The 21,830-nt window shown below is 58.7% G+C and carries 23 protein-coding genes; 8 read left to right on the top strand and 15 right to left on the bottom strand.

Annotated features, from left to right (window positions below):
- The first annotated feature begins 150 nt into the window (after nucleotides 1-150).
- Nucleotides 151-963 carry a glucosamine-6-phosphate deaminase gene (gene nagB, locus NA78x_RS21790; protein WP_425614492.1) on the top strand — a complete coding sequence of 271 codons (813 nt, stop codon included), beginning with the start codon at nucleotides 151-153 and terminating at the stop codon, nucleotides 961-963.
- A gap of 17 nt (nucleotides 964-980) precedes the next feature.
- Here the strand turns inward: nagB and NA78x_RS21795 are convergent, their stop codons facing one another.
- On the bottom strand, nucleotides 981-1,394 hold the full coding sequence (locus tag NA78x_RS21795; RefSeq protein WP_425614493.1) for a hypothetical protein: 414 nt from the start codon (nucleotides 1,392-1,394) through the stop codon (nucleotides 981-983).
- A gap of 104 nt (nucleotides 1,395-1,498) precedes the next feature.
- Here NA78x_RS21795 and NA78x_RS21800 point away from each other — a divergent pair, with 104 nt between their 5' ends.
- Together NA78x_RS21800 and NA78x_RS21805 are read left to right on the top strand one after the other, a co-directional pair.
- Nucleotides 1,499-2,266 (top strand): metallophosphoesterase, encoded by a 768-nt coding sequence (locus NA78x_RS21800; protein ID WP_425614494.1) that lies wholly within the window; start codon nucleotides 1,499-1,501, stop codon nucleotides 2,264-2,266.
- Between the two features lie 9 nt (nucleotides 2,267-2,275).
- Nucleotides 2,276-2,827 (top strand): hypothetical protein, encoded by a 552-nt coding sequence (locus tag NA78x_RS21805; protein ID WP_425614495.1) that lies wholly within the window; start codon nucleotides 2,276-2,278, stop codon nucleotides 2,825-2,827.
- On the opposite strand, the gene NA78x_RS21810 is transcribed toward NA78x_RS21805, so the two are convergent.
- The 4 genes from NA78x_RS21810 to NA78x_RS21825 form a co-directional block, all read right to left on the bottom strand.
- Nucleotides 2,824-3,282 carry an ExbD/TolR family protein gene (locus tag NA78x_RS21810; RefSeq protein ID WP_425614496.1) on the bottom strand — a complete coding sequence of 153 codons (459 nt, stop codon included), beginning with the start codon at nucleotides 3,280-3,282 and terminating at the stop codon, nucleotides 2,824-2,826. The genes NA78x_RS21805 and NA78x_RS21810 overlap by 4 nt on opposite strands.
- Before the next feature lie 54 nt (nucleotides 3,283-3,336).
- Nucleotides 3,337-3,618: a GlsB/YeaQ/YmgE family stress response membrane protein gene (locus tag NA78x_RS21815; RefSeq protein ID WP_425614497.1), complete on the bottom strand. Its 282-nt coding sequence runs from the start codon at nucleotides 3,616-3,618 to the stop codon at nucleotides 3,337-3,339.
- A gap of 40 nt (nucleotides 3,619-3,658) precedes the next feature.
- Nucleotides 3,659-3,883, bottom strand: coding sequence for a hypothetical protein (locus NA78x_RS21820; RefSeq protein WP_425614498.1), 225 nt, complete (start codon nucleotides 3,881-3,883; stop codon nucleotides 3,659-3,661).
- 132 nt (nucleotides 3,884-4,015) lie between these two features.
- On the bottom strand, nucleotides 4,016-6,091 hold the full coding sequence (locus NA78x_RS21825; protein ID WP_425614499.1) for a hypothetical protein: 2,076 nt from the start codon (nucleotides 6,089-6,091) through the stop codon (nucleotides 4,016-4,018).
- 349 nt (nucleotides 6,092-6,440) lie between these two features.
- Here NA78x_RS21825 and NA78x_RS21830 point away from each other — a divergent pair, with 349 nt between their 5' ends.
- A complete protein-coding gene (locus NA78x_RS21830; RefSeq protein WP_425614500.1) occupies nucleotides 6,441-7,286 on the top strand; it encodes a phosphoenolpyruvate hydrolase family protein in 846 nt (281 codons plus the stop codon).
- Here NA78x_RS21830 and NA78x_RS21835 read toward each other — a convergent pair.
- The 3 genes from NA78x_RS21835 to NA78x_RS21845 form a co-directional block, all read right to left on the bottom strand.
- On the bottom strand, nucleotides 7,267-7,896 hold the full coding sequence (locus tag NA78x_RS21835; RefSeq protein WP_425614501.1) for a DUF1990 family protein: 630 nt from the start codon (nucleotides 7,894-7,896) through the stop codon (nucleotides 7,267-7,269). The genes NA78x_RS21830 and NA78x_RS21835 overlap by 20 nt on opposite strands.
- Nucleotides 7,897-7,914: 18 nt before the next feature.
- On the bottom strand, nucleotides 7,915-10,059 hold the full coding sequence (locus NA78x_RS21840) for a prolyl oligopeptidase family serine peptidase (protein ID WP_425614502.1): 2,145 nt from the start codon (nucleotides 10,057-10,059) through the stop codon (nucleotides 7,915-7,917).
- 218 nt (nucleotides 10,060-10,277) lie between these two features.
- On the bottom strand, nucleotides 10,278-11,501 hold the full coding sequence (locus NA78x_RS21845; protein ID WP_425614503.1) for a PDZ domain-containing protein: 1,224 nt from the start codon (nucleotides 11,499-11,501) through the stop codon (nucleotides 10,278-10,280).
- Nucleotides 11,502-11,623: 122 nt separating this feature from the next.
- Between NA78x_RS21845 and NA78x_RS21850 the strand changes: the two genes are divergently transcribed.
- Nucleotides 11,624-12,568: a GNAT family N-acetyltransferase gene (locus NA78x_RS21850; protein WP_425614504.1), complete on the top strand. Its 945-nt coding sequence runs from the start codon at nucleotides 11,624-11,626 to the stop codon at nucleotides 12,566-12,568.
- Here NA78x_RS21850 and NA78x_RS21855 read toward each other — a convergent pair.
- A complete protein-coding gene (locus tag NA78x_RS21855) occupies nucleotides 12,565-13,455 on the bottom strand; it encodes a hypothetical protein (RefSeq protein ID WP_425614505.1) in 891 nt (296 codons plus the stop codon). The two genes, NA78x_RS21850 and NA78x_RS21855, sit on opposite strands and share 4 nt — an antisense overlap.
- A gap of 233 nt (nucleotides 13,456-13,688) precedes the next feature.
- Between NA78x_RS21855 and NA78x_RS21860 the strand changes: the two genes are divergently transcribed.
- Nucleotides 13,689-14,111 carry an NUDIX hydrolase gene (locus tag NA78x_RS21860; RefSeq protein ID WP_425614506.1) on the top strand — a complete coding sequence of 141 codons (423 nt, stop codon included), beginning with the start codon at nucleotides 13,689-13,691 and terminating at the stop codon, nucleotides 14,109-14,111.
- Nucleotides 14,112-14,122: 11 nt separating this feature from the next.
- Here the strand turns inward: NA78x_RS21860 and NA78x_RS21865 are convergent, their stop codons facing one another.
- The gene (locus tag NA78x_RS21865; protein WP_425614507.1) at nucleotides 14,123-15,211 is read right to left on the bottom strand and encodes a hypothetical protein; all 1,089 of its coding nucleotides are present in this window, start codon (nucleotides 15,209-15,211) and stop codon (nucleotides 14,123-14,125) included.
- A gap of 180 nt (nucleotides 15,212-15,391) precedes the next feature.
- On the opposite strand from NA78x_RS21865, the gene NA78x_RS21870 reads away from it, so the two are divergent.
- Both NA78x_RS21870 and NA78x_RS21875 read left to right on the top strand, forming a co-directional pair.
- Nucleotides 15,392-15,994 carry a hypothetical protein gene (locus NA78x_RS21870; RefSeq protein WP_425614508.1) on the top strand — a complete coding sequence of 201 codons (603 nt, stop codon included), beginning with the start codon at nucleotides 15,392-15,394 and terminating at the stop codon, nucleotides 15,992-15,994.
- A 3-nt stretch (nucleotides 15,995-15,997) separates the two neighbouring features.
- On the top strand, nucleotides 15,998-16,699 hold the full coding sequence (locus NA78x_RS21875; protein WP_425614509.1) for a hypothetical protein: 702 nt from the start codon (nucleotides 15,998-16,000) through the stop codon (nucleotides 16,697-16,699).
- Between the two features lie 2 nt (nucleotides 16,700-16,701).
- Here the strand turns inward: NA78x_RS21875 and NA78x_RS21880 are convergent, their stop codons facing one another.
- The 5 genes from NA78x_RS21880 to NA78x_RS21900 form a co-directional block, all read right to left on the bottom strand.
- On the bottom strand, nucleotides 16,702-17,064 hold the full coding sequence (locus NA78x_RS21880; RefSeq protein WP_425614510.1) for a DNA polymerase ligase N-terminal domain-containing protein: 363 nt from the start codon (nucleotides 17,062-17,064) through the stop codon (nucleotides 16,702-16,704).
- 5 nt (nucleotides 17,065-17,069) lie between these two features.
- Nucleotides 17,070-18,380 carry a prolipoprotein diacylglyceryl transferase family protein gene (locus NA78x_RS21885; protein WP_425614511.1) on the bottom strand — a complete coding sequence of 437 codons (1,311 nt, stop codon included), beginning with the start codon at nucleotides 18,378-18,380 and terminating at the stop codon, nucleotides 17,070-17,072.
- Between the two features lie 27 nt (nucleotides 18,381-18,407).
- Nucleotides 18,408-19,286 carry a pantoate--beta-alanine ligase gene (gene panC / locus NA78x_RS21890; protein ID WP_425614512.1) on the bottom strand — a complete coding sequence of 293 codons (879 nt, stop codon included), beginning with the start codon at nucleotides 19,284-19,286 and terminating at the stop codon, nucleotides 18,408-18,410.
- A 133-nt stretch (nucleotides 19,287-19,419) separates the two neighbouring features.
- Nucleotides 19,420-20,343 carry a 2-amino-4-hydroxy-6-hydroxymethyldihydropteridine diphosphokinase gene (gene folK, locus NA78x_RS21895; protein ID WP_425614513.1) on the bottom strand — a complete coding sequence of 308 codons (924 nt, stop codon included), beginning with the start codon at nucleotides 20,341-20,343 and terminating at the stop codon, nucleotides 19,420-19,422.
- Nucleotides 20,344-21,007: 664 nt separating this feature from the next.
- Entirely contained in the window at nucleotides 21,008-21,820 is an 813-nt protein-coding gene (locus tag NA78x_RS21900; RefSeq protein ID WP_425614514.1) for a carbon-nitrogen hydrolase family protein, read from the bottom strand.
- Nucleotides 21,821-21,830: the final 10 nt, after the last annotated feature.

Genomic DNA, 21,830 nt, shown 5'->3' on the forward strand with positions numbered 1-21,830 from the left:
GGACTAATCCCAACAACTTGTCCAACTCGACTCATCTTCTGCCGCTCTCCCCCTCGCCCACTCTCCCCCTCTCTGTTTACCATCAGTAGCAAGCTGGCTGAAATTGTGGTCATGAAATGTGGCTAGCCTGGGAACCAAGGGAGCGAGACCGTGCGCGTCATCATTGAATCCGATGCTCAAACAGCCAGTCGGCGGGCAGCCAAATTTGTTGCCGATCTGGTCCGCAAGAAGCCGAACTGTGTGCTGGGGCTCGCCACGGGCAGCACGCCGCAGAGCATGTATCGCGAACTGATTCGACAGCACAAAGAAGATGGGCTCGACTTCTCACAGGTGCGCACGTTCAACCTGGACGAATACGTCGGGCTGGGGCCAGCTCATCCGCAGAGCTATCGCCACTTCATGCAGCAGAACCTGTTCGACCACATCAACATCATGCCTGCCAACACGCATGTGCCCGACGGCCGCGCGCTCGATTTCGAAACCCATTGCCGGCAGTACGAACAGCTGATCAAAGAATGCGGAGGCATCGACCTGCAGGTGCTGGGCGTCGGTACCGACGGTCACATTGCCTTTAACGAACCAGGCTCGTCACTCGGCAGCCGTACTCGCTTGAAAACATTGGCCACCGAAACCATTCGCGACAACGCCCGCTTCTTTGGTGGCGAAGATAAGGTACCTCGACTGGCGGTGACGATGGGCGTCGGCACCATCCTTGAATCACGTCGCTGCTTGTTCCTCGCCTTTGGACCACCGAAGGCGATCGCCGTGCGCGATACGGTCGAAGGGCCGATCACTGCGCAAGTCACCGCCTCGGCCTTGCAACTGCATCGCGAAGTCATCGGCGTTTTCGACGAAGCAGCAGCCCGCCTACTCGTTCGTCGCGACTACTACGCCGAAGTCGAGCGCGCACAATGCCTGCTCGAAGCAGGTGAATTTCGCGCGCTGGGGATTGGGTTGCAGTAAGGGGAAGGGGCTGGGGGCTAGTAACATTCTTCAACGCAGTTTTTCGGCCATGTCTCGCAGTGTGACACAATCTCGAAACAGTTCTTCGCGGACATTGGCCTGGGCCGCAACGACATGAAACGCGTCCCGTAGTGTGTCCTCGCAGCCGAGATGGTCAACCCCGTACTGAAGATCGGTCCGCAGGTTATCCTCTGGCAGCAACTTGGCAGCAACTTGGCAGGATCGACGCCCAGATCGTGGCCGATTGCTTGCGCCACAACCGCAAAAGCTGCTTCAAAGGCTGAATCGCTCGACCGCATCCGCGGAGTCCGCGCTGCCAGCTTTCGTTGAAAACGGCGAGCCTCTTGCAGAGTGATCAGAGCGATGATCACAAACGCCAGGATCACGACGGCAGCGATGACGGCGACGATGAGCGAAACGCTGAGGGACATGCGCCCGATTCTACCTGCGCGCGAAAAAGCCCCGCTACCGGAAACGTGCCGTGCGGGCCCCCGCGACGGCGCTTTCAGGAACACGGTTTGCTATGATTGAGAGAATGGAACCGAGCACGTACTTTGTGTCAGATCTGCACATGTTCTCGCGCCGTTCGCAGGCAGCCGCACATGAGCAGGCTATTCACGCGAGCGCCAATCGAGCCCGTACATTCGTGCTAGGCGGCGACATTTTCGACTTTCGCTGGTCGACATTGGGATCGGTCGAAACGACGGTGCGGGCCTCGGTGGACTGGGTCGACCGCCTGGTCTCGCGGAATCCAGACTGCCAGTTTCACTTCGTTGCGGGCAACCACGACTACAACGGGCGGTTCCTGAGTGCCATTAGTGCCTATGCCGAGCAGTGCCCGAACCTGCAGTTTCACCATTATTATCTGCGTTTAGCCGGTAGCATCTTTTTGCATGGTGACGCCGCCGACCATCCCACGATGTGCGCCTCCCGCTTGGAGTCGAACCGCCAACACTGGCTGGGCGACGAAACTCGCGGGCCGATGAAGCACCTGCTGTACGACCTTGCGGTCAAAGCTCGGCTCCATCGATTGGCGGGCGTGATCCACCCGCAACGTAAGGTCGCCCAGCGATTGCTCGGCTATCTCGATCGCATCGGGCATGGCCCAGGCACGGGGCTTGAGCACGTCTACTTTGGTCATACGCATCAAGCGATGGCCAACTACGAACTGGGTGGCCTCCGGTTTCATAACGGCGGAGCTCCGATGGCGGGCTTGCAATTTCGGATCGTCGAAGCGCAGGACAGCACTGAATCGGCACCGCCACCTGCTCAGACTCCGGTTAACAATCCGGCACTCGCGTAAACTTCTGGCATGACTCTCTCTTCGCGCGATACGCCCAATCCCTACGCTTCTCCCACGGCGGATGAAACGAGCGAGGTCGTTGCTGCCTCGAACTTGCTTCCGCTGAATAAAGAGATTTGGCTGGCAACGGGCCTGATTTGGTTCACTTGTTTCGCTCTCGGCCTGGCAGCCGGCTATGTGTTGCTCGCGTGGGTTACGAACAAGTACCCGCAAGTGAATCTGCAGATTCCCGAGGCCGCCAAGCTGGCTCAATTTGCTACCGGGGCCGCAAATGCTCTCGTGATGGCCGCACTGCTCGCCTATGGCCAATATCACGCGGTGATACGCCGCGACATGATCTGGACCCGCACCCTTGCTTTGCTGCTAGTGATCGCCAGCCTGGTGATTGCGCTCGGCAGCGTGTTGATTTTCGGCGGCACGGGGCTGATGTGGCTGCTGCTGATTCCGTCGGCTATTGCCTCGCTCCTCAGCCTGCTGATGTTCCGCTGGTATGGACAGCTATCTATCTTTCGCCGCAAAACCAGGCGTCGCGAGCAGACGAAGAGATCTGCTTTCGGTTAATCGGCGCTCACGGCGAACTGGATCTTCTCGAAGCCGATCAGACGCGACAGATCGAACACGTCGATGACGTCTCCCAGGGGAACGTCCGGATCGGGATGCAAGACAATCGGTGCATCGCTTTTGATGCGGCTAATGTTCGTCAGAATTCCTTGCAACTGCGCAATCGATGCCACGGGTTGATCATTCACCAACCAACCAACGCGTCCAGAAGCACCAGTGACACGCACGATGACTTTGTCGAACTCAATATCCTCGGGCAGCGGCGGTGGCTCTGTTGAGGGTTGCCCGGTGCCCGGCGAAAGTGCAGACAGTTGACTCGGCATGTACTGTTCGGCAACGGTGAAACTCGCTGACCAGATGAAGTAGATCATCAGCAAGAAGACAACGTCGATCATCGGCGTCATCTTGATATCGACCGGATCGCGTCGCTGGGTAAAGGGGCTCGGCCGTCGCACAATCAGACTCCTTCCTGTTTGGCCACGATTATAGGCTGAGCGAGCGAATCGGCGTTAGACCATTGGTCTCCTGCGCGTAAACAGGCTGAGGACCGCAACGAAGAGCGTCGCGCCGATGATCGACCACACAATTGGAAAGGTCTTCCCATTGAAGTTGATGGCCAGAAAATCGCCCATGCCGAGTTTGCCGGCCAGATATGTCCCGAGCAAGGCACCAATCAGCCCGAGCACGATTGAAACCAGGCAGCCACCGTGCGAATATCCGACGATGGCTTGGGCAATGCTGCCGCAAACTCCTGCTACGAGGAGCAGGAGCAGAATTTCTAACAGACCCATGGCAGGTTTTCCGAATGCTGACGAAAGAAAGGGAAAGGAACTAGGAACCGGGCTTCAGATCGACGTCTTTCGTCATCTTCTGAACTTCGGCGCCGGCGGCATCAGTATCAGCTTTCAGCTTGTCTTGATCAACGATCAGTTTGATCTCGGGATTATCGGTCACGGGTTGCTTTTGGCTCGTGAGGGTCAGATAACCTCGATAAAAGCTGAAGCCAATCACCAGGACTACAAGCAAGAGCACAAACATTCCAAAACGACTACGCATCACACACCTCTCTGCGGTTGGCAGGTTTCATAAAAAAACTGCGGGCAACCTCCTTGGCTATCGAGCCTTGGTTACCCACAGTCTACGTGGATCAATCAACTAGCAACTGACGACTTTGCACTCCGCTGGTCGTTAGTCACCTTTCTTACCACCGCCGCCCTTACCCTTGCCTTCGTTGCCACCACCCCGGTTCGGAGCGGGAGCAGCTGGCGAGGGCATCGGACGAGGTGCTGGTGCAGCCCGGGGAGCTTCTCGCGGCGGAGCCGGATTCACTCGTGGGGCCCGCGGAGCTTCCGCTTTGGGAGCATCGCGTTCGACGCGAGGGGCGGCCTTTGGCGTTTCAGCCTTAGGCGGATTGCGATCCAAACCGGGACCAGTCTTCGGACGATCACGCGGGGTATCGCGAGTATCGTTCAGTGGGCCGGGGCGATCTTGGGCCGACTTCGGCCGATCCATGTCACGGCCGGGAGTACGCACATCATTCAACGGACCGGGCAGGTCGCGAGCCGAACGAGGAGCCTCTTGTGGCAAGGTGCGTGGATCAACACCCCGTTCACTTGGAGCCTTCGGTTCGTCCAACGGGCGCGGCGTCACCGGACGGTCGAGCTTTGGCGGCGTATTGTCATCGCTGCGACCCGGACGGTCTCCACCGCGTGGATCACCGGGCAGCACACTGCCTCGGCCTGGACGGTCTTCACCGGGACGACCAGGGCGGTCTTCCGAGCGCGGAGTGTCACGCGGTGGCAGCACTTCATCACGACCTGGGCGATCAACACCTGGGCGAACTGGTCGATCTTCACCACGGGGCGTATCGCGACCCGGCAGCACTTCGTCGCGACCTGGGCGATCTATACCTGGGCGATCATTGTCACGGCCGGGACGGTCTGCATTATCACGGTCACGAACCGGTTGAGCGTTCTCGTCACCGATTGGTGGCTTCAGCAGTCGAACTCGGTCAGAACCACGGCCATCGTTGTCGCGGCGAGCAGTCTTGTCCGATTCAGTCTTGATTCGCTGTTGACGATAGGTATCGAGGTCTTGCGACAAGCGGCCGACATCACGGCGGGCGTCTTCGCTGAGCTTGTTAAACTTCCAGTTGTTATCGCGGACGTTGGTCAGATCTTGCACCGAGCCAAATACGAATGAATCGCGATTGTTGCCACCATTGCGTTTTTGCCAATCGGCGTACGTACGTGGAGGGCGACCGTCTTCGCGGTCACGCAGATCCTCGTAGCGAGCTTCGACGCGTCGTTCCCAATCGCGATCGTTGCGGTTGTTCCAGCGATTGTACGAATAGATCGGGTCGAAGCCGTAGCGGCTATTATGGAACGCGAACCACGGCAAGATTCCTCGGCCGCGGTAGTTGGCTGCGTAGTAATCGCCGAAGTAATAGTGGCGATAAGTCGGACGCAGGAACAAGTGGTCGATGAACTGGGCGGTGTTAATCACCACGCTAGGCGAATAGCGATAGCCCTGGGCGATCGGTCCCCGGAAGTAGGCCGGAGCATACAAGATACCGCGACGCGGCAGGTTGTAGTCCCAGTAACCGCTGACGTAGACATAGCCCCGTGGCGTGTAGACGTAATGAGCGTTGGTCCAGATCCAGTTTTGGCTACCGCGCGACCAATAACCGGCTCGCCAGACATAGCGATCTTGTTGCCAAGACCACACACCGGGGATCCAGATTTCTTCGCCAGTCGGGGCCTGCGTGTTGGGGCCCGCATCAACGGTTTCGGGAGGGGCTGGCAGGTATTCGGTTTCGGCCACTTTCATGTCGGCCCAGTAGCCGGGCATCCATTGAAAGCCTTGAGTAACTTCGGCCCAATAGCCGGGGACCCATTCGCGACCTGGGGGCATCGCCCGCCAAATGCCGCTGATCCAGAGAAAATCTTTGCGTTCATCGTCCCAGCCCCAGTAACCGGGGATCCAGGCGATGTTGTCACCAGCAGGACGTTGTTCTGGTGGAATCTCTTCGATGAGGGCGGGTGGCGCTTTCGAAATCACCAAGCCTTCTTCGACCGGTGGCGTTACCGCCTGGGCGAAGGCTTCGTGAACGGGGCCGCGAGTCAGTTGTTCGAAGTTGTCATCGCCTTGCTGATCGGCGACGACAGGAACTGGCTCGCGCGGCAGTTCTTCTTGTGCTTGGGCTGAATATGTCAGCCACGAAGCGCAGCCGATAGCGGCTAGCGATACTAAGACGCGCTTCATAAAGGGCACCTCTCCATTAATCGGTGTACGGGTTGAGCCCCCACGCGTTGAAACAACTTCGGCGCTGGGCAGGCTGTCTGCGAAGTTAACGCAAGTGCTATGCCAGAAGATGACAATCGGTCACGATGAGCGCAACTCGTTGGTGTCGCACGTACTGCGATCCTTCAGTCGGTCGATTCGTGACCGCGACCTTGGTTGCGCGCCGCGCGTCAAGAACGCTTTGCGACCAATTTGCCAGATTCCCTCAAGCCCAAGTCACAGTGGCAAAATTTGAGGCTACACTCTGCCTGCGTTCCGAGTTCGATTATTTCCGCCAGTCCTCCTCCGGCAGCATGCAGGATTCAGCAAGATGGCTCTATTCTCCCGCCAAGAAACTCTCAACCGTCTGCGCGACAAAGTTGCAGCGGGAAAACCCATCGTCGGCGGTGGCGCGGGAACCGGAATCAGCGCCAAGATGTCCGAAGCGGGGGGCGTCGATTTGCTCGTCATCTACAACAGCGGTCGCTTTCGCATGGCCGGCCGCGGATCACTTTCGGGCATGATGCCCTACGGCGATGCCAACGCCATCGTCATGGAAATGGCTCGTGAAGTATTGCCGGTGGTCACCAACTCTCCGGTGCTCGCCGGGGTCTGCGGTACCGACCCATTTCGCATCATGAAGCTGTTTCTCAAACAGGTTGACGAAGCGGGCTTTTCGGGTGTGCAGAACTTTCCCACGGTGGGCCTCTTCGATGGCACCTTTCGCCAAGGGTTGGAAGAGACCGGCATGGGCTACGGCCTGGAAGTCGACATGATTCGCCAGGCGCACGAGATGAACCTGCTGACGACGCCCTACTGTTTCAATCCCGAGGAAAGCACTGCCATGGCAACTGCCGGCGCCGATATCATCATCGCGCACATGGGCCTGACGACCAAGGGAACCATTGGGGCAACGAGCGCCGTGACGTTGGCAGACTCAGCCGTGCGCGTACAGGCCATCCATGACGCCGCCAAGCGAGTTCGCCAAGACGTGCTGGTTCTTTGTCATGGTGGACCAATCGCCGAGCCTGCCGATGCCCAATACATTCTCGATCATACGGAAGGCGTCACCGGCTTCTATGGCGCCAGTAGCATGGAGCGTCTTCCCGTTGAGCCTGCGATCCGCGACCGCGTTGCGGAGTTCACCCAGTTGAAAATCAAAGGCGCGAAGTCATAGAGGCTTCCTCGGCTACGACCTGTGTCGCCTGCGAAACGTATCGCTGCATGGCCGCTGCCGAATCGCGGCCAAAGCGAAGTTGAATGTGTCGAGCCCACGGGTTGCACATTCGAACCAGTAGATTTCGAGGCTGCGAGAATGCTCCCAGGTCGTACCAAACTTCTCCCGCCGCATCTTGCTCGACCAGAAACCGCTCTTCACCCCGCTCGGCATGCGCGTGCAATGTCCCGTAGCCAAAACCAAACCGTTTTATCGGCCCTGCGTCATCAACTTCGTACAACACGCGGCACGGATTGAGCCACCACAGGCCGGCAATCCTAACGAGCATCCCTACGACGTTGCCGTTCTGGGGCGGTCCTTGCGGCGCGTGCAGTTCGGTCCAACCATTGCGGAACATCACCCAGGTGCGAATCGCATCCTTTGCTCGCTGCCAGGCAAGATCACCGTGTCCAAGGCTAGCCCGCCGGTGATCGCGCACAAAGCCACTCGGTACCTCAGCTTGTAGCAGATCGCGAGACCTGCCGCAGAAATCGTACGAGAGAGGTTGATCTCGCTGACCTGCCAGATAGGCGGTGATTCGCTGGGCCGATGGTTTGCGGAGTGAGATCATGTGGCTTCAACCGCATTTCTATTGCTCGCTTAACGGGCGGCCTGGCAAAGTCTCGCCTTCGCCGAATTGCCACAGCAGGAACGACCAGACATCGGCCAGCTCTGCCTGGCGCTGGGTGCGCGTGGAACCGATGCCGTGACCGGCGTGATAGTCGACCCGAAAGAGAACCGGTTTCTTGCTGGCCGAGGCTGCTTGCAGGCGAGCCGTTGTTTTCGCCGAGATCCAGGGTTCAACGCGCGGGTCGTTGATGCCGTGGGTCAGCAGCACCGCAGGATATTTCACGCCGTCGCGAATGTGATGAAGCGTGCTCATGGCCAGGAGACCGCGGAACTCGTCTTCTTTTGAGGCTGTGCCGAACTCGGGCACGTTCGGCGGACCGTTGAGGGTCGTCTCAAATCGGAGCATATCGGTGCAGCCAACCGAAATGTGTGCCGCGGCAAACAGGTCCGGGCGTTCGGTAATTGACCGTCCGATGAGAATACCTCCCGCACTGCCACCAGCGCCGGCCAATTTCGCTGGCGATGTATAACCGGTCTTCACGAGGTATTCTGCGCAGGCGATGAAGTCTTTCCAGGTGTTCGGCTTCGTCAGTTTGCGTCCCGCATGGTGCCATTCCTTCCCAAAAGCTCCGCCACCGCGAATGTGGGCAATGGCCAGTACGCCGCCTCGTTCGATCCACGCCAAATCCGTCGGCTTGTAGCGCATCGCTGCCGTAAAACCATAGGCCCCATAGCCCGAGAGGAGCGTCGCGTGCGAACCGTCCAGCTTGATATCGCGGCGATGAATGATCGAGAGAGGAACCTTCACGCCGTCGTGACTGGGAACCATCACCTCGGTCGAAGCTAGCCAAGCGGGTGAATCGAATTCGCCCGTGGGCAATAGCTTGGTATCGGTTAGCTCGTTCGATTTTGGATCGTAGTGGTAGAGCTTGCCCGCGCGTGTCCAGGAACGTGTGTTGAGATAGATGCCAGGCACATCCACACGAGCCATTGAGACTTGACCCGCGGGTTCATCGGCGGGGAGTTCGACAAAATGCGTTTTCGCATTTACTTCATAAGGCACTCGCAGAATTTTGTTCGGGACTCCTGCGAGCATGCCGACGTAGAGCGCGTCTTGAGCGACCGAAAGTGAATCGACGACTTGCTCACCAGCGGGAACGATTTCGCTCCCAGCAAGGAAGTCTGGCGTCTGCAGGGAAGTGCGAACTACCTTAAAACGTGGTGCCTGGTTGGCGGTGAGTAGATAAATGTCATCGCCGCGAACCGCGAACTCGGTGACTTGATCGGTGCGGTCACAAATCTTCGTCCATCGAATGTCTGCTGAGCCGAGTTGCTTTAGCGGCGCGGCGTAGAGCGTGATATCGGTTTCGTCGCCATGTTTGATCTGGCCAATCGCCCATTCCGAGCCCGTCGCCACAATCACGGCGGGAAAATCCATTTCTGCCATCACTGGTGAACCGACAGCGCCGTTGGCGAAAACGAGTGCATCTTTGGTCGGCTCGATGCCGACTTGATGAAGAAAAGCCTGCGTGAATTTGTAGCCATCGCTGGCAGGAGCATCGGCGGGAACATCTCGCCGCCGACTGTAGACAAAACTTTTGCCATCCGGCAGCCAATACGGCAGAGCGTATTCTGCTTCAATGCGATCGATGCTCTCTGGCAAGTCCTTACCCGTGGGCAGGTCAAAAACTTTCAACGTCGTCTGTTCCGATCCCGAGGCAGCAAAACCGTAAATCAGCTGATTACCATTGGGAGAGACGCGGTAAAAGCTCAAGGCATAGTGGCCGCCTGCTTCGGCTTTGGGAAATGTTTCCGGATCGATCAGGACGCGCTCGGCACCAGCTAGCCCATCGCGAACGTAAAGCTTGGCCACGTTCTCTGCGGCAAGCTGCTTGAAGTAGAACAATTGACCACTGGGGAGCAGGGTGAAGCCATAAATGCTGTACGGACTGCCGGCATCGAGTTGCTGAATTCGCTCCAGGAGTTTCGCGCGACCAGGAATTGCCGCGAGTGTACGGTCGGCATAGTCTGCCTGCTGTTTCACCCAAGCTTGCACCGCTGGTTCTTTGAAGTCCTCAAAGTAACGGTAGTCGTCGGTAACTTTGGTGCCAAAATGAGTGTCAGTCACCGTCTTAATCGGAGCGACGGGAGGTTGTTCGGCCATGGATGCCATTTCTGTACGAATGGAAAAAGCGACAAGAGCAATGAATAAAAGAGTAGCGAACCTGACAAGTCGCATGCGGTGATCCTCAAACGAAAAAATTTATCTCAGGACGCTCGGCAGGCTGTCGCCCCGAAACAGAAAAACGCCGGTGCGAGAGTGACACTCCACACCGGCGTTTGTTCACGATCCGTGACTCTTTGGCAAGCCTTGCTCCAAAATTATGGCAGTGCAGGTGGAGTCGGCAGAGCCGGACGTTCTGGCGGAGCCAGCGGCAATTCGGGGCCACGCACCGGTGCTCGCAAAGGATCGGCAGGAGCGGCCTCAGGAGGAGCACTCACTTTGCCTTCGAGCTTCTGTAACCGGTCCTCCAACGAACGAACGGTGGCCTGCAGCAGTTCAACCTGGCTGCGCAGCGCCGAGATATCTTCCATTTGACCTGCCGGTGCGCCACCTGCTGGACGAGCCAGATTGTCGAGCACTTCGCCCACGCGGCGAACCAGCGGACGATCACCGGCAGCGCCTCCCAAGATTCCGCCGATGGCGGGCGGATTGCCCGCTGCAGGTGGAACGGCTGGCGGCATCGCGCGAGAGTCGAGCACCGTGGGCGACAACCGCACGGTCTTGCGCGTGAGCGTGCCGCCACGATAGTAGCTCAATTCCACTTCCTGACCGGGGCGAGAAGCAGCGACGATCGCAACCAACTCTTCGGAGGCGTTGATTCGCTGACCATCGATGGCGACGATCACACCACCGACAGCGATGCCGGCCCGATCGGCAGGACCACCGGGACGAACCGCAGCAATGAGCGCACCACGTGTCGACTGTAGACCGCTGGCGGCGCGAACTTGCTCGGTCACCGGGACAACCGAGATGCCCAGCGAAGCACGCTCTTCGGCACCTTCGCCCGGACGCAGGACCGAATCACCAATTCCGCGTGGAGTCCCTGCTGGAACTTCCAGCGGATCTTCAGCACCTGGCGCTGGACCGGGATCTTCAGCGCCCAAGCGATTGATGGGTGGTGTTTGGCGGGCAACCAACGTGGCGTCGAGCTTCAGCGAATCGCGACCACGGATTACGGAGAACTGAGCCTTTTGCCCCGCAGCAACCTGGTCGAGACTCGCCTGGAAGTCGTCCAGGTTCTTCACGCCGAGTCCGTTGATCGCTGAGATGAGATCGTCTTTCCTCAGGCCAGCCGTTTCTGCTGGGCTGCCAGGCTTCACGTTCAGAACAACCACACCTGACTGGCCATCGGTCTCGTCAGCGGTTAGGCCCAAGTAGCCAGGAGAGGCCGCAGGTGTTGGCGCACCTTCGGCAGGTGGAGCCAACTTGTTGACCGCATCGCCGAGCCGTTGCTCCAGTTTTTTCAACAACTGGGCCGAGGCTGCGGAATGCAGCACGAAAACCGTCGTGAGGGCCACTAGGCCCGTTTTCAGCAAACGCATGACGAAACTCCTCCGAATTGTCTCTGTTCCGGAATGGGCGATCTGGTTGTTAGTGTGCATCTGTCGTGGCGATGGGCAGATGCCGTTCGATTTCCTGCAATTATCAGCTATGCTCGGGCGAAATGAAACTGCCTGAGATCACCGTCGAAGCACTTCAGCAATCCACTGCCGAGCCCAGTGAGGCCCTGCAGTTGGCGTCGACAGCTTGGAGTGTAGCGGAGCGATCTGTCCAAATCGCTGCGGTGCTTCGAACCGCAGGCCAGCAACCGCCGCGGTTCAAACTGGTCGCCGCTCGGGAAAACGGCAAGCTGGTGGGCACTGTTCTCGCCGAAAGCTTGCCCGGGCGAAGTGCCGTGGTCATGGCGCCCCAGGTGATCGCCGAGCCAGTCAGTCGCGGAGCAATTGCAGTTTCGTTGCTGCAAGCGATGAATCGAGCGCTGCAGGCGGAGGGTGTTTTGCTCGCTCAAGCGCTGACTCCTAAGCGATCGGATGAAGTCACCCAGCAGTTTATCGCTGCGGAGTATCACTTGGCTGGTGACTTGCTCTATCTGGCTGCCGATCTGGATGATTTGCCCACGCCTGAGGCATCGATCGCCGAATTTCATCTGGTCTCGCATGATCCGACAGACATTCCGCGCTGGGCAGCGATCCTGGAGCGGACCTACATCGGCACGCTCGATTGCCCGGCCGTCGATGGTCTCCGGCCGACGGCCGAGGTGCTCAAGGGGTATCGCGATATCGGCCGGCCGCGCGACGACTGGTGGTATCTCGCGCGGTTCCAAGGTCGTGATGTGGGCTGCCTGTTGCTGGCCGAGCATGGCGAAGTACCGCAGGTGGAACTGGTCTATATGGGGCTAGTGCCCGAAGTTCGTGGCCGCGGCTGGGGATTGCAGCTGGTGCAACACGCCGTGGAACTTGCCAAATCGAACCAGGCACGCCATCTGTTGCTGTCGGTCGACGCCGACAACGCGCCGGCGATCCATCACTATCACACGGCTGGCCTGCGCATCTGGGAACAGCGAGCGATTTGGATCAAGAGCCTGTCAGCTGATGCGTCCCAGCGCTAGTTCGCTTCGACGCGAAAGACCCGGGCACCGTCGTTCACCAGCGCGGGAGCAGACTTTTCGTCAAACTCCGATTCGCGCACTCGCGTCTGCGAATAACCTTCGGTGCGAAGTTGAGAGTTGCCATTACCAGCCGCATCGCACTGGTCGATGAACACCCGCGAAGCACCGGCAACCGTAAAGCCGCTGCGGCCGTTCTCGTTGCTAACGACACCCTGAATCTTGCTTTCGCGCACATTGTCGGCAGCATTCACCCCATCAATCTGAAATCCCCGGACGATCAAGTCGGAGACGATCACATCATGCACCTGGTAGAGCGTGATGCCGGTGGTGAGACCACAGCACGACAAATTGTAATGGGACGGAATCTGGTCTTTCTCAGCACAGAAATAGATAAAGCCCGAAAGGAGCGTCCATTGCTTGGGCTGCAGCACAGGACGCGCATCGCCCACTGGCTTCACGAATTCAGCCAACTGGTCGTCGAGGAATAATCGTTGAAACGCTCCGCGCGGAGGTCGCACTCGAAAAATGTCGCCGGTCACAAACTCCCACTCCGCATCCGCCAGCGAGAGTCGGCCATCGAGCGTGGCTCCATTGCCAACAATCTGAAACGGGAAATTCGGCAGCCCCGAGTGATAGCCGCCACTGATGGCAATACTCTCACGATAGGGCTCCGGATTCACGGCGAGAATAATTCGGTCCCCTTTGTTCGCCAGCCGCAGCGCCTTGGCGATCGTGCGGACGGGACCGTTGCCGGCCCCAAAGGAAGTGGGCTCTTGGCCGTTGCGACGATCGTCGCCGGTGACGTTATTCACGTACAAGTCGGCGGCCGAGCAAGTGGCTGCCAGCGCGAACCAAAGGAGCGAAGTTCCGAGCAAACCCGAACGCATAGTGGCTACCTCAAGCAAAGAGTGAGAACTCCTCCATTATACCACTCGCAAATTGGCTCCTCGGAAACATCGAGATTCAACGCCACGGGCAACCGCTATCCTCCGCAGAGACGGGCGGTATTTTGTGCGGATAGAATCGGCTAGAGTCAAATGCTGCGACCTTGCCGGCCACGAGACACCTGGCTTGGCTTCAAGCAGCAGTGCCTTTTTCAATAGTCGGTGCAAAACTACGAATGTCCCAAGTTCGCTATGGAGTGGTGGCGGTCGTCGTTCGGCCGGAAGTACCAGACGCGCGGTTCCTCGTTATTCGCCGTTCGCAAACCGTGCGCTCGCCAGGCAAATACTGCTTCCCGGGCGGAAGCATCGAGCCGGGCGAATCGGAAGAAGCAGCCGTCGTGCGAGAGTTTTGGGAAGAACTTGGCGCTGCCATCATTCCGCGCGAGCGGCTGTGGCAAAGTTTGACGGTCACGAATGTAAAGTTGGCCTGGTGGCTCGTGGAACTGCTGCCCGAGCAAACAATCGTCCCCAACCACTTGGAAGTCGAGTCCGTCCACTGGCTGACGAGTGACGAAGTTTTGGCGATGCCCGATTTGCTGGCCAGCAACCGAGACTTTTACGCGGCCTGGAGGCAGGGAGATTTTCGCTTGCCGCAGTAGGGACAGCGAACTTAACGCTTCAACCGGCGATTGAAGATTTCCGGATCAAACGGATCGCGCGGTTGCCACGGACCTTGATTCGCTGGCTTACCAGGGTGAGCAGGATCGGTCGGCTTCTTGACCGTCGTCTCGTTCGGTGTGCCAGGAGCAGCAGCGGACTGCGTCGGCGTCGTGCCGCTGGCACCAGCATTCTCGCTGCCGGGAGTCGCTCGCAGCGGAGTCGAAAGCTGCGCGGTTCGCGCGTCAATGGTGGTGGGCTGCGGCGGTGGAACCTCTTTGCGGTGAGCGAGCTGCTCTACCCAAACCTGCAGCTCATAAAGCTGGCTCTTACCTCGCAAATCGAAGACGGGCGTGTTAGCCCCGCCATGAGGTTCTTGCGGCTTCGTCAGCAGCAGACTGCTGGCGGGATCATCTCGATTCACAAACTGCAGCACGGCATACAGATTTCGCTGAGTGAATCGTTGCGGCGAGCCAATCCCAGTCGGCGGTCTTAGCAGACGCAATTCGTTGGTCGAACTGCCGCCGTGGCATTGATTGGTGGCACAGCGATTGTTCAACATCGGCTGAACGATGGTCGTGAAGCGCTCGAGCGTCCCACGCGGCAGGTCGCGCATCATGGAATCGAGTTGCTCGGGACCAACCATCGCAGCGCTCGTCGCCGACTTCTTCGCTGGCTCGGGGCTCTTCATCGCCAGTTGCAAACGCTGGTCGATCTGATCGATCCGCTTGTTCTCAGGATCGGTCGCAAGCGCCAACTGCAGTTGCTCGGCACAACGACGGTGCAAGTGATTTCTCAAACACCAATCGGCCAAATCCAAATGCGGACCGGCACCATCGCCAGAGAGACGTCGCAGCTTCCAATCGTAGGCTGCATCGAGGTTGGCACATTCCGTCTCGACCTCCGTGACGGCGATCTTCACTTCGACGCCGCTGCCAATCGTCACAATAAAGTGATCGCCGGCGCGGGTGATGTCGCCGCTCAGCAATTGGCCATTGCGCAGCATCAGCAGGCCGGGACGCGGCGAGAGATTGACCAATTCCTGTCCCGCCGCGAGGGCGGGAAGAATCAGCCACAGCAATAGGGCGATGCGAGTGGACATGCGGCGGGAACGATACGAAGCTGCTAGTAGCGCGTCAAGGGCGACTTGAGCGTTTTTCCTGGAACGCTCGGGCGTGATAGCACGGGGCTGAAGTTCGCCTAGGTCGGCTGCGAAATTTTCGTTAAGATTGGGGAGTTGGCAAAGGATTGCCCTCGCAACATTGGCAAAGGATGGCAGCACATGCATTGGGTCCCCTCGCCGAGCGTTCGCTCGATGGTGCTCGTGGCGTTTTTGATTGGCTTGCCCGTGCTGGCGATTCCCTACGTCTCGAAGAATTTCGACGTGGCCATTTATGGTGCCGCCAAAAAGAGCGTGCCCGACTTAATCGTCAGCACCACGCCGCAGCGCACTCCCGAGCCCGTGCAGATTGACGGCGTGTCGCCCGCGCGTTTCGATGAGTCTCTGATTCAACAAGAGCCCGAGCGAAACCGCCCGCAGTCCGAAGGTCTCGATGCAGTGGTCACCGCTCCACCCTTATTCAATGCCCCGCCGACCTTCGCGGGTCGCTTGCCGGCGAAGTCGCCTGAGTCCGGTGGTCAACCTTACGTGCAGCAAGTTCGTCAGCGACTCGAAGAACTCGGCGCGCAGTACGTGGTGCTCGAAGAACTCGATCCGGGCCGACAGTATCGCTTCTCGGTCCAGATGCAAGTCGCTCCGCGTCAACCCAACACGCGCCCGTTTGAAGCCGTCGCCAGCGATCCCGATGCTGCCGCTCGTATGGTGCTGACCGAAGTCGAAACCTGGCGTGTCGCGGCAATACCCTCACCAGCCTTGCAACGGTGACGCATGAGTCGTGGCCGCTCTCGCCTGTTGTGGATTCTCTTGTTCCTGGTGTTGCTAACGGCTGGCGGCTTCGGTTTTTTCACTTACCAGGTGCAGCAGGTTCCACAGTTCTATCAGCAGGCCATTGCCTCGTCACCACAAGAGCAAGTACAAGCCGGCGAGAACTTCGAGACCGAAGCGCTCGAGCTGCAGAACCAAATTCAGCGCACCGGGGACTGGCGCTTCGAGCTTGCGGCCGACGAGATCAATGGCTGGCTAGCGACCGTGTTGCCCGAGAAGTTCGCCGGAAGCTTGCCGCCGGAAGTCAGCGATCCGCGCGTGGCCATCGAACCCAACAGGCTCCTGGCGGCCTGCAAGTACAAGACGGTCGGCATCGAGACCGTCGTCTCCATTGAGCTCGAAGCCTTTCTGACCGAAGAGCCGAACGTCGTTGCCATTCGCATTCATCAAGTGGCCGCTGGACGACTCCCCATTCCGCTCAAGCAGTACTTGGACCAGATCACCGCCGAAGCGACCCAGCGCGGCATTCTCATTCGCTGGCAGGAGTTGGACGGCGATCCACTCGCACTCGTTTCGTTGCCCCTGGCCGAACCGGGCGACAAACGGGCCATTGTCCTTCGCTCGCTGGAACTCACTCCCGGCACTCTCATTGCCACGGGCACCGCCGAAGAAGTTCAGCCACCGGCTCGACCTGCGAGACAATAGCTCTACGTCTCACCCCGCAGAGAAACTTCCCACATCTGCTCGTGGCGTCGTTGAATCAACAGCAACCCACGCAGTTGCTCTCCCTCGATTCTCGCCAACAACTCATCCGCTGACTGTCGCACCCACTCGTAGACTCCACGATCGATTCGTTTGACCGTCCCGCGGTTATTCGAGACCGGACCTTCGTAGTCGAGATACGCCCGGCGATGCGGCGGCAGTTCTTCTGCTGCGGTTGGCACCTTCGTCGGCAACTCAGCAATCGCCCACGTCAGCAGCGTCTCGCCACTTTCCAGCATCAAGTCGAAATGACTTGCCCTCTCTGAATCAGCCGGGAGCGTGTGACGCAGGATGACGAATTGCGGCATGAGAATCACGCTCGCGCGGGAACCAGGCTGCCGCGAGGTTGCCGCTCGATGTACCACAGCAGCGCGACGCCCACGAACAACAGCCCGATGCTCACCCACTGCGAAATAGTCAGTTCCGTCCCGAACTGGCCCCCTTCATCCACACGGATAAACTCGAGCATGATCCGCGAAATGGGATGGACGATCATCATGATGGCAGTCACTTCGCCATCGTGCCGGCGAAACGGATAAACGGCCCACAGCACAAAAGCGAGCAAGGCTGCATCGACGGCTGCGTATAACTGAGCTGGATGCACCGGCGCGCTGCGCTGCGGGGCAGGAGCCTTCAGCCAGCGAATCACGCGGTCGTCGGCCAGTTCCAATTCCACCGCGCCAGAACTTCCCGCCAGTAGCTCTTGGGCATCGCTGAGCGAAGCAACCACTTTGCCACTCACCTTCCGCAGCACATCACCAGCGCGAACTTGCTGATGGGCAGCGACGCTATCGGGCGCGACATAAGCGACCACGATCTTGGGCGGCTCATTCTCTTTCGCAGAGTCCTCTTGCTTCAGCCACATGCCACTTCGCCAGCCATGGTCTTCCTGGCGTTGATAGGGCGGACTTCCAGCGGGAAAGGTGACCGCCGGCGGAATCGTCGAGCAGAAACCGCCGTAGCAGCAACCATTCATGAAGCAGCCAACACGACCCAGTGCCAACCCCAACAGCAGGCTCGGAGCAACCAGGTCGGCGATCACCAGCGGCGGCAACTTGCGCGACCATACATACCACAAGCCAACCGGAAAGGAACCCAGCACCGCACCATACACCACCAAACCGCCCTGAGGCATGTTCACCACCTTTTGCAGCGTGGCGATGACGTCGTCCTTCACATAAAAGTCGCCCCAGTACTGCTTGACATAAAACACTCTCGCGCCGACGATGCCTGACACGATCATCAACATCGCCAGACTATAAATTACCTCGGGGTCGATCCCCATTTGTCGTGCGCGATACGCCGCGAGCAGCACCCCAGATAGCACCGCCGCCACCATAAACATGCCGTAGGTCCGAATCGGCAAGCCGAGCTTGGATACGCCAGCCTCGTCGTACTCGACTAGCAAACGCGGCAGGACGAAGACGATCCCGACAGCCACCAGACCGATGTACGGCAGCAGGCCCGCGAAATCCAACTTGGTCTTCGAGTAACGAGACCACGCGAGCATCATGCCGGCCGCGACGACGAGCCAGGCAATCAGCAGCCAACCCCAGCCAAACATGGGGAGTTGAAAGGGATCGCTGGCCAGGTACTGGGGAATGTAAAGGAGAGTCGAACGCACGCGTCACTTACTCGCTGGTTGGTTGCATTATGGAAGTTGCGATTGCGACACAAGACAATTGTCGATCAAGCGCGTCTTGCCAATTCGGACGGCAATCAGCACCACGGTGTTCGCAGAAATTTGTTCGACGGGCTCAAGCGTGTCGCCATCGGCAATTGCCACGTAGTCGATCGAATCTACTTGAGGCTGCAACGTCTCGCCCAGCATCCCGGCAATCGTCGCTGCTCGTCGTTCGCCGCTGCGGACCATTTCCTGAGCCTGTCGCAGGCCTTGCGAAATCGAGAGAGCCCTCTGGCGCTCACTGGCGGACAAGTAGCGATTGCGCGAACTCATCGCCAGACCATCGGCTTCGCGAATGGTCGGTCCGATTTCTATCTCGCTGAATAAGTTCAAGTCGCGGGCCATCGCGCGGATCACCGCTGCCTGCTGATAGTCCTTTTGACCAAAGCAGGCGACATCAGCGGGGATCATATTCAGCAGCTTCAGGACCACCGTCGTCACGCCCCGAAAGTGTCCAGGCCTACATTCACCTTCCCAGCGAGTGCCGACCGCAGGAGCCTCGACATAGGTCGAAAAACCCGTCGGATACATTTCCTCTTTGCTGGGGACAAAGCAATAATCGCAGCCGGCAGTTGCCAGCAACCGCAGGTCTTCGGGCAAGGTCCGTGGATATCGCGCGAAGTCTTCGTTCGGACCAAACTGCGTGGGATTCACGAAGATCGTGGTCACCACTTTGCTACACGACTTTTTCGCCAGATGCACCAGGCTCAAGTGTCCCTCGTGCAGCGCGCCCATGGTCGGCACCACGCCGACGCGCTCGCCCGCTTGTTGCCAGCGGCGAACTTCTGCCCGCATCGCTGCCGCTGTTTCGATGACCTGTGGTTGCCCAACGGTTCCGCCTGCCAAGGGAAGTCCTTTTTGTGAGTTGCCGGTATTTCGTGAGCCGGAAGCGTCAGCGCCCGGAGAGTTCCGCGATCTTGAAGGAGCAATACTCTCCGGGCGCTGACGCTTCCGGCTCAGGGAAGAACTAACCTTCATTTTATCCCATTGCCGTCATCGCAGCGTAGACCTCTTCCACCGCCCGCGACAGCGGCACCCCCGGAATCCACAGCACGGGACCACAGCCAGGCTCGCGCCGCGCCTGATCCAGTGCCTCCAACGCTTCGGTCGCTGCGGGCTGCCACACGACAACAAGCGTGGGAATGCCCAGTTCGGTCATCGCATCCGGCAGTTCATAAAACCGAGCTTCCTGCTCCGCAATATTGAACGTAGCCGCCCATTCGGCGCAATCTTGCGCCAGCCAGATGTCGCTGCAGATCCACGCGCCCGCAATGCTCCCTTCCTGGATACGTTGTGGCGAGTCGTCTTCCTCACTCATGGCATCTTCGCGGAACCTGGCAGTCACCAGCCGATGTTCTGCCACCGCCCGCAGCAAAATGGTACCCGATTCGTCATCACACAAATCGGTCTTTGCCGGCGCGAAGGCAATGTGTCGCTGTTCTTGTCGCAAGTTGGCGAGCAGCGCGAACAGGTTCCAGCCATTGATGGGATAAACCATCTTTGGGGCAATCTCGACCGCAGGCTCGAGCACAAACCGCCGGAACGCCATCCGTGGATGAGGCAGCGTGAGCTCGGGCGAGTTTAGCTCCAGCTGATTGTAAAGCAGCAGATCGAGGTCGACCGTTCTCGGTCCCCATCGTTCAATCCGTTCACGCCCGAGCGAAGCTTCAATCCGTTGTAGTTCCACCAGCAACTGCTGGGGAGAAAGAGACGTTTCGATTACCGCCGCCGCGTTCAGGTATTCGCCCTGCGATGCGGGCCCACCGGCCGCGAGAGTACCTCGCAGCGAACTAGCGCGAACAAGCTGCGTCGTTGGCAATTGAGCCAGCTGGTCAATCGCTGCCTGCAGCAACTGACTCCGATCGCCCAGGTTCGAGCCCAATCCAATTAAGCAGTTCGCCATGGGCTTAGCTTAACGGACTTCGCAGCCAGGAGAAAACTTGCGTAACAAAAACCAAGGGGGGGCCTCCGTTCCACGACCAGGTCGCCGACTGTCGTTCCACATTCAGTCGCCGGCCCCCGTAGCTTTGTATTTGCCGTGTCGAATTCTGCAGCGCTGTGCTTAACCACATTTGCGAGCGATCCTGCCGACCGTGCAATTCCTTGCCCAATGGTTAGGGCACATGCACAAGCGACATCTCACCAGCGAGCTGGCCGAACAGATACGTGACCGACAGTGAAGGAATACTCGCAACAATCAGATATCAACCGATAAGACTCAGCAGCTGATCAGGCCTATGAGCAAGGAGGATTCCGCGAGCACCAGCAACTCAGGCGTAGACGCCTCTTCACCATCTTGTCGAGCGTATTGTTCCGGCAATCGATCCGACTTGCGACATTGTGCGGAGTCATGAGCGATTGTCAAGCAAGGATCGCCGCATTATTTTTTCGCCGCTTGCTAGCACTTGTCGGGCGACAGAACTTGACAGCGCCGTATGTTTTTTCGCCAACCGTCGAACGCAGCTCCTTAGTCATCTACGTCGCATTTGCTAGGTACATTTAGTGCATTAACATGCAATGAAAGCAACTAATAATATTCAGTTATAACAATGAGTCATGAATACTCATCACAGAAGTCGATTCTTGAGTGCTGGTAATTTACGACGCACATCCAGCAGCACTTCGTTCGTCAAATCGGCGTAGATCACTTCCGCATTATCGCCACCAGCCTGCGTCAGTACACGACCCCACGGATCGACAATCAGCGAGTGTCCATAGCTCCAGCTATTCGGCGCGTGTTCGCCCACCTGATTCGCGGCAATCACATAGCACTGGTTCTCAACGGCTCGCGCCCGCACCAGCAGTTCCCAGTGATCGCGGCCCGTCCGCAGCGTAAAGGCCGACGGCACACAGAGGATTTCCATCCCCCGCCGCGCTTGCTCGCGAAAGAGCTCCGGAAATCGCAGGTCGTAACAGATGCCAATTCCCAGCTGACCGATCTTGGTCTTCGCGCACACAACCTCGGTACCCGGTGCCAGGTTGTCCGACTCACAAACGCGTAGCGCCTCGCCCAGATCGACGTTAAACAGGTGCATCTTGCGATAGAAGGCGACGGTATTCCCCGCCGGATCGATCGTCAGGCTCGTGTTATAAGCCCTGCCACCTTCAGGCCCCGCTTCGGCAAAACTGCCCCCCACCAGATAGATTTGCAGCTCGGTCGCCAACTGGGTCAGCAGTTGCACGGTGTAGCTGGCCAGCAACTCGGCTTCGGCTGCAGCGCGGCTCAAATCGCCGTACAGATTGAACAGTTCGGGCAGCACAATCAGCTCGGCCCCGTCCTTGGCGGCTTGCCGCACGAGCCGTTCTGCCTCGGCCAGGTTCTTCGCCTTATCCAGCGAAGAACTCATCTGCACAGCAGCCACACGGAGCTTGGTCTTCATAGGTGGAATC

The organism is Anatilimnocola aquadivae (genome assembly GCF_049819085.1).
Lineage (GTDB): Bacteria > Planctomycetota > Planctomycetia > Pirellulales > Pirellulaceae > Anatilimnocola.

What these genes read in the sequence shown, in the direction of transcription:
- NA78x_RS21795 (WP_425614493.1), bottom strand. Translation starts at nt 1,394, where the DNA reads ATGTCCCTCAGCGTTTCGCTCATCGTCGCCGTCATCGCTGCCGTCGTG.
- NA78x_RS21800 (WP_425614494.1), top strand. Translation starts at nt 1,499, where the DNA reads ATGGAACCGAGCACGTACTTTGTGTCAGATCTGCACATGTTCTCGCGC.
- NA78x_RS21805 (WP_425614495.1), top strand. Translation starts at nt 2,276, where the DNA reads ATGACTCTCTCTTCGCGCGATACGCCCAATCCCTACGCTTCTCCCACG.
- NA78x_RS21815 (WP_425614497.1), bottom strand. Translation starts at nt 3,618, where the DNA reads ATGGGTCTGTTAGAAATTCTGCTCCTGCTCCTCGTAGCAGGAGTTTGC.
- NA78x_RS21820 (WP_425614498.1), bottom strand. Translation starts at nt 3,883, where the DNA reads ATGCGTAGTCGTTTTGGAATGTTTGTGCTCTTGCTTGTAGTCCTGGTG.
- NA78x_RS21825 (WP_425614499.1), bottom strand. Translation starts at nt 6,091, where the DNA reads ATGAAGCGCGTCTTAGTATCGCTAGCCGCTATCGGCTGCGCTTCGTGG.
- NA78x_RS21830 (WP_425614500.1), top strand. Translation starts at nt 6,441, where the DNA reads ATGGCTCTATTCTCCCGCCAAGAAACTCTCAACCGTCTGCGCGACAAA.
- NA78x_RS21835 (WP_425614501.1), bottom strand. Translation starts at nt 7,896, where the DNA reads ATGATCTCACTCCGCAAACCATCGGCCCAGCGAATCACCGCCTATCTG.
- NA78x_RS21840 (WP_425614502.1), bottom strand. Translation starts at nt 10,059, where the DNA reads ATGGCCGAACAACCTCCCGTCGCTCCGATTAAGACGGTGACTGACACT.
- NA78x_RS21845 (WP_425614503.1), bottom strand. Translation starts at nt 11,501, where the DNA reads ATGCGTTTGCTGAAAACGGGCCTAGTGGCCCTCACGACGGTTTTCGTG.
- NA78x_RS21850 (WP_425614504.1), top strand. Translation starts at nt 11,624, where the DNA reads ATGAAACTGCCTGAGATCACCGTCGAAGCACTTCAGCAATCCACTGCC.
- NA78x_RS21855 (WP_425614505.1), bottom strand. Translation starts at nt 13,455, where the DNA reads ATGCGTTCGGGTTTGCTCGGAACTTCGCTCCTTTGGTTCGCGCTGGCA.
- NA78x_RS21860 (WP_425614506.1), top strand. Translation starts at nt 13,689, where the DNA reads ATGTCCCAAGTTCGCTATGGAGTGGTGGCGGTCGTCGTTCGGCCGGAA.
- NA78x_RS21865 (WP_425614507.1), bottom strand. Translation starts at nt 15,211, where the DNA reads ATGTCCACTCGCATCGCCCTATTGCTGTGGCTGATTCTTCCCGCCCTC.
- NA78x_RS21870 (WP_425614508.1), top strand. Translation starts at nt 15,392, where the DNA reads ATGCATTGGGTCCCCTCGCCGAGCGTTCGCTCGATGGTGCTCGTGGCG.
- NA78x_RS21875 (WP_425614509.1), top strand. Translation starts at nt 15,998, where the DNA reads ATGAGTCGTGGCCGCTCTCGCCTGTTGTGGATTCTCTTGTTCCTGGTG.
- NA78x_RS21880 (WP_425614510.1), bottom strand. Translation starts at nt 17,064, where the DNA reads ATGCCGCAATTCGTCATCCTGCGTCACACGCTCCCGGCTGATTCAGAG.
- folK (WP_425614513.1), bottom strand. Translation starts at nt 20,343, where the DNA reads ATGGCGAACTGCTTAATTGGATTGGGCTCGAACCTGGGCGATCGGAGT.
- NA78x_RS21900 (WP_425614514.1), bottom strand. Translation starts at nt 21,820, where the DNA reads ATGAAGACCAAGCTCCGTGTGGCTGCTGTGCAGATGAGTTCTTCGCTG.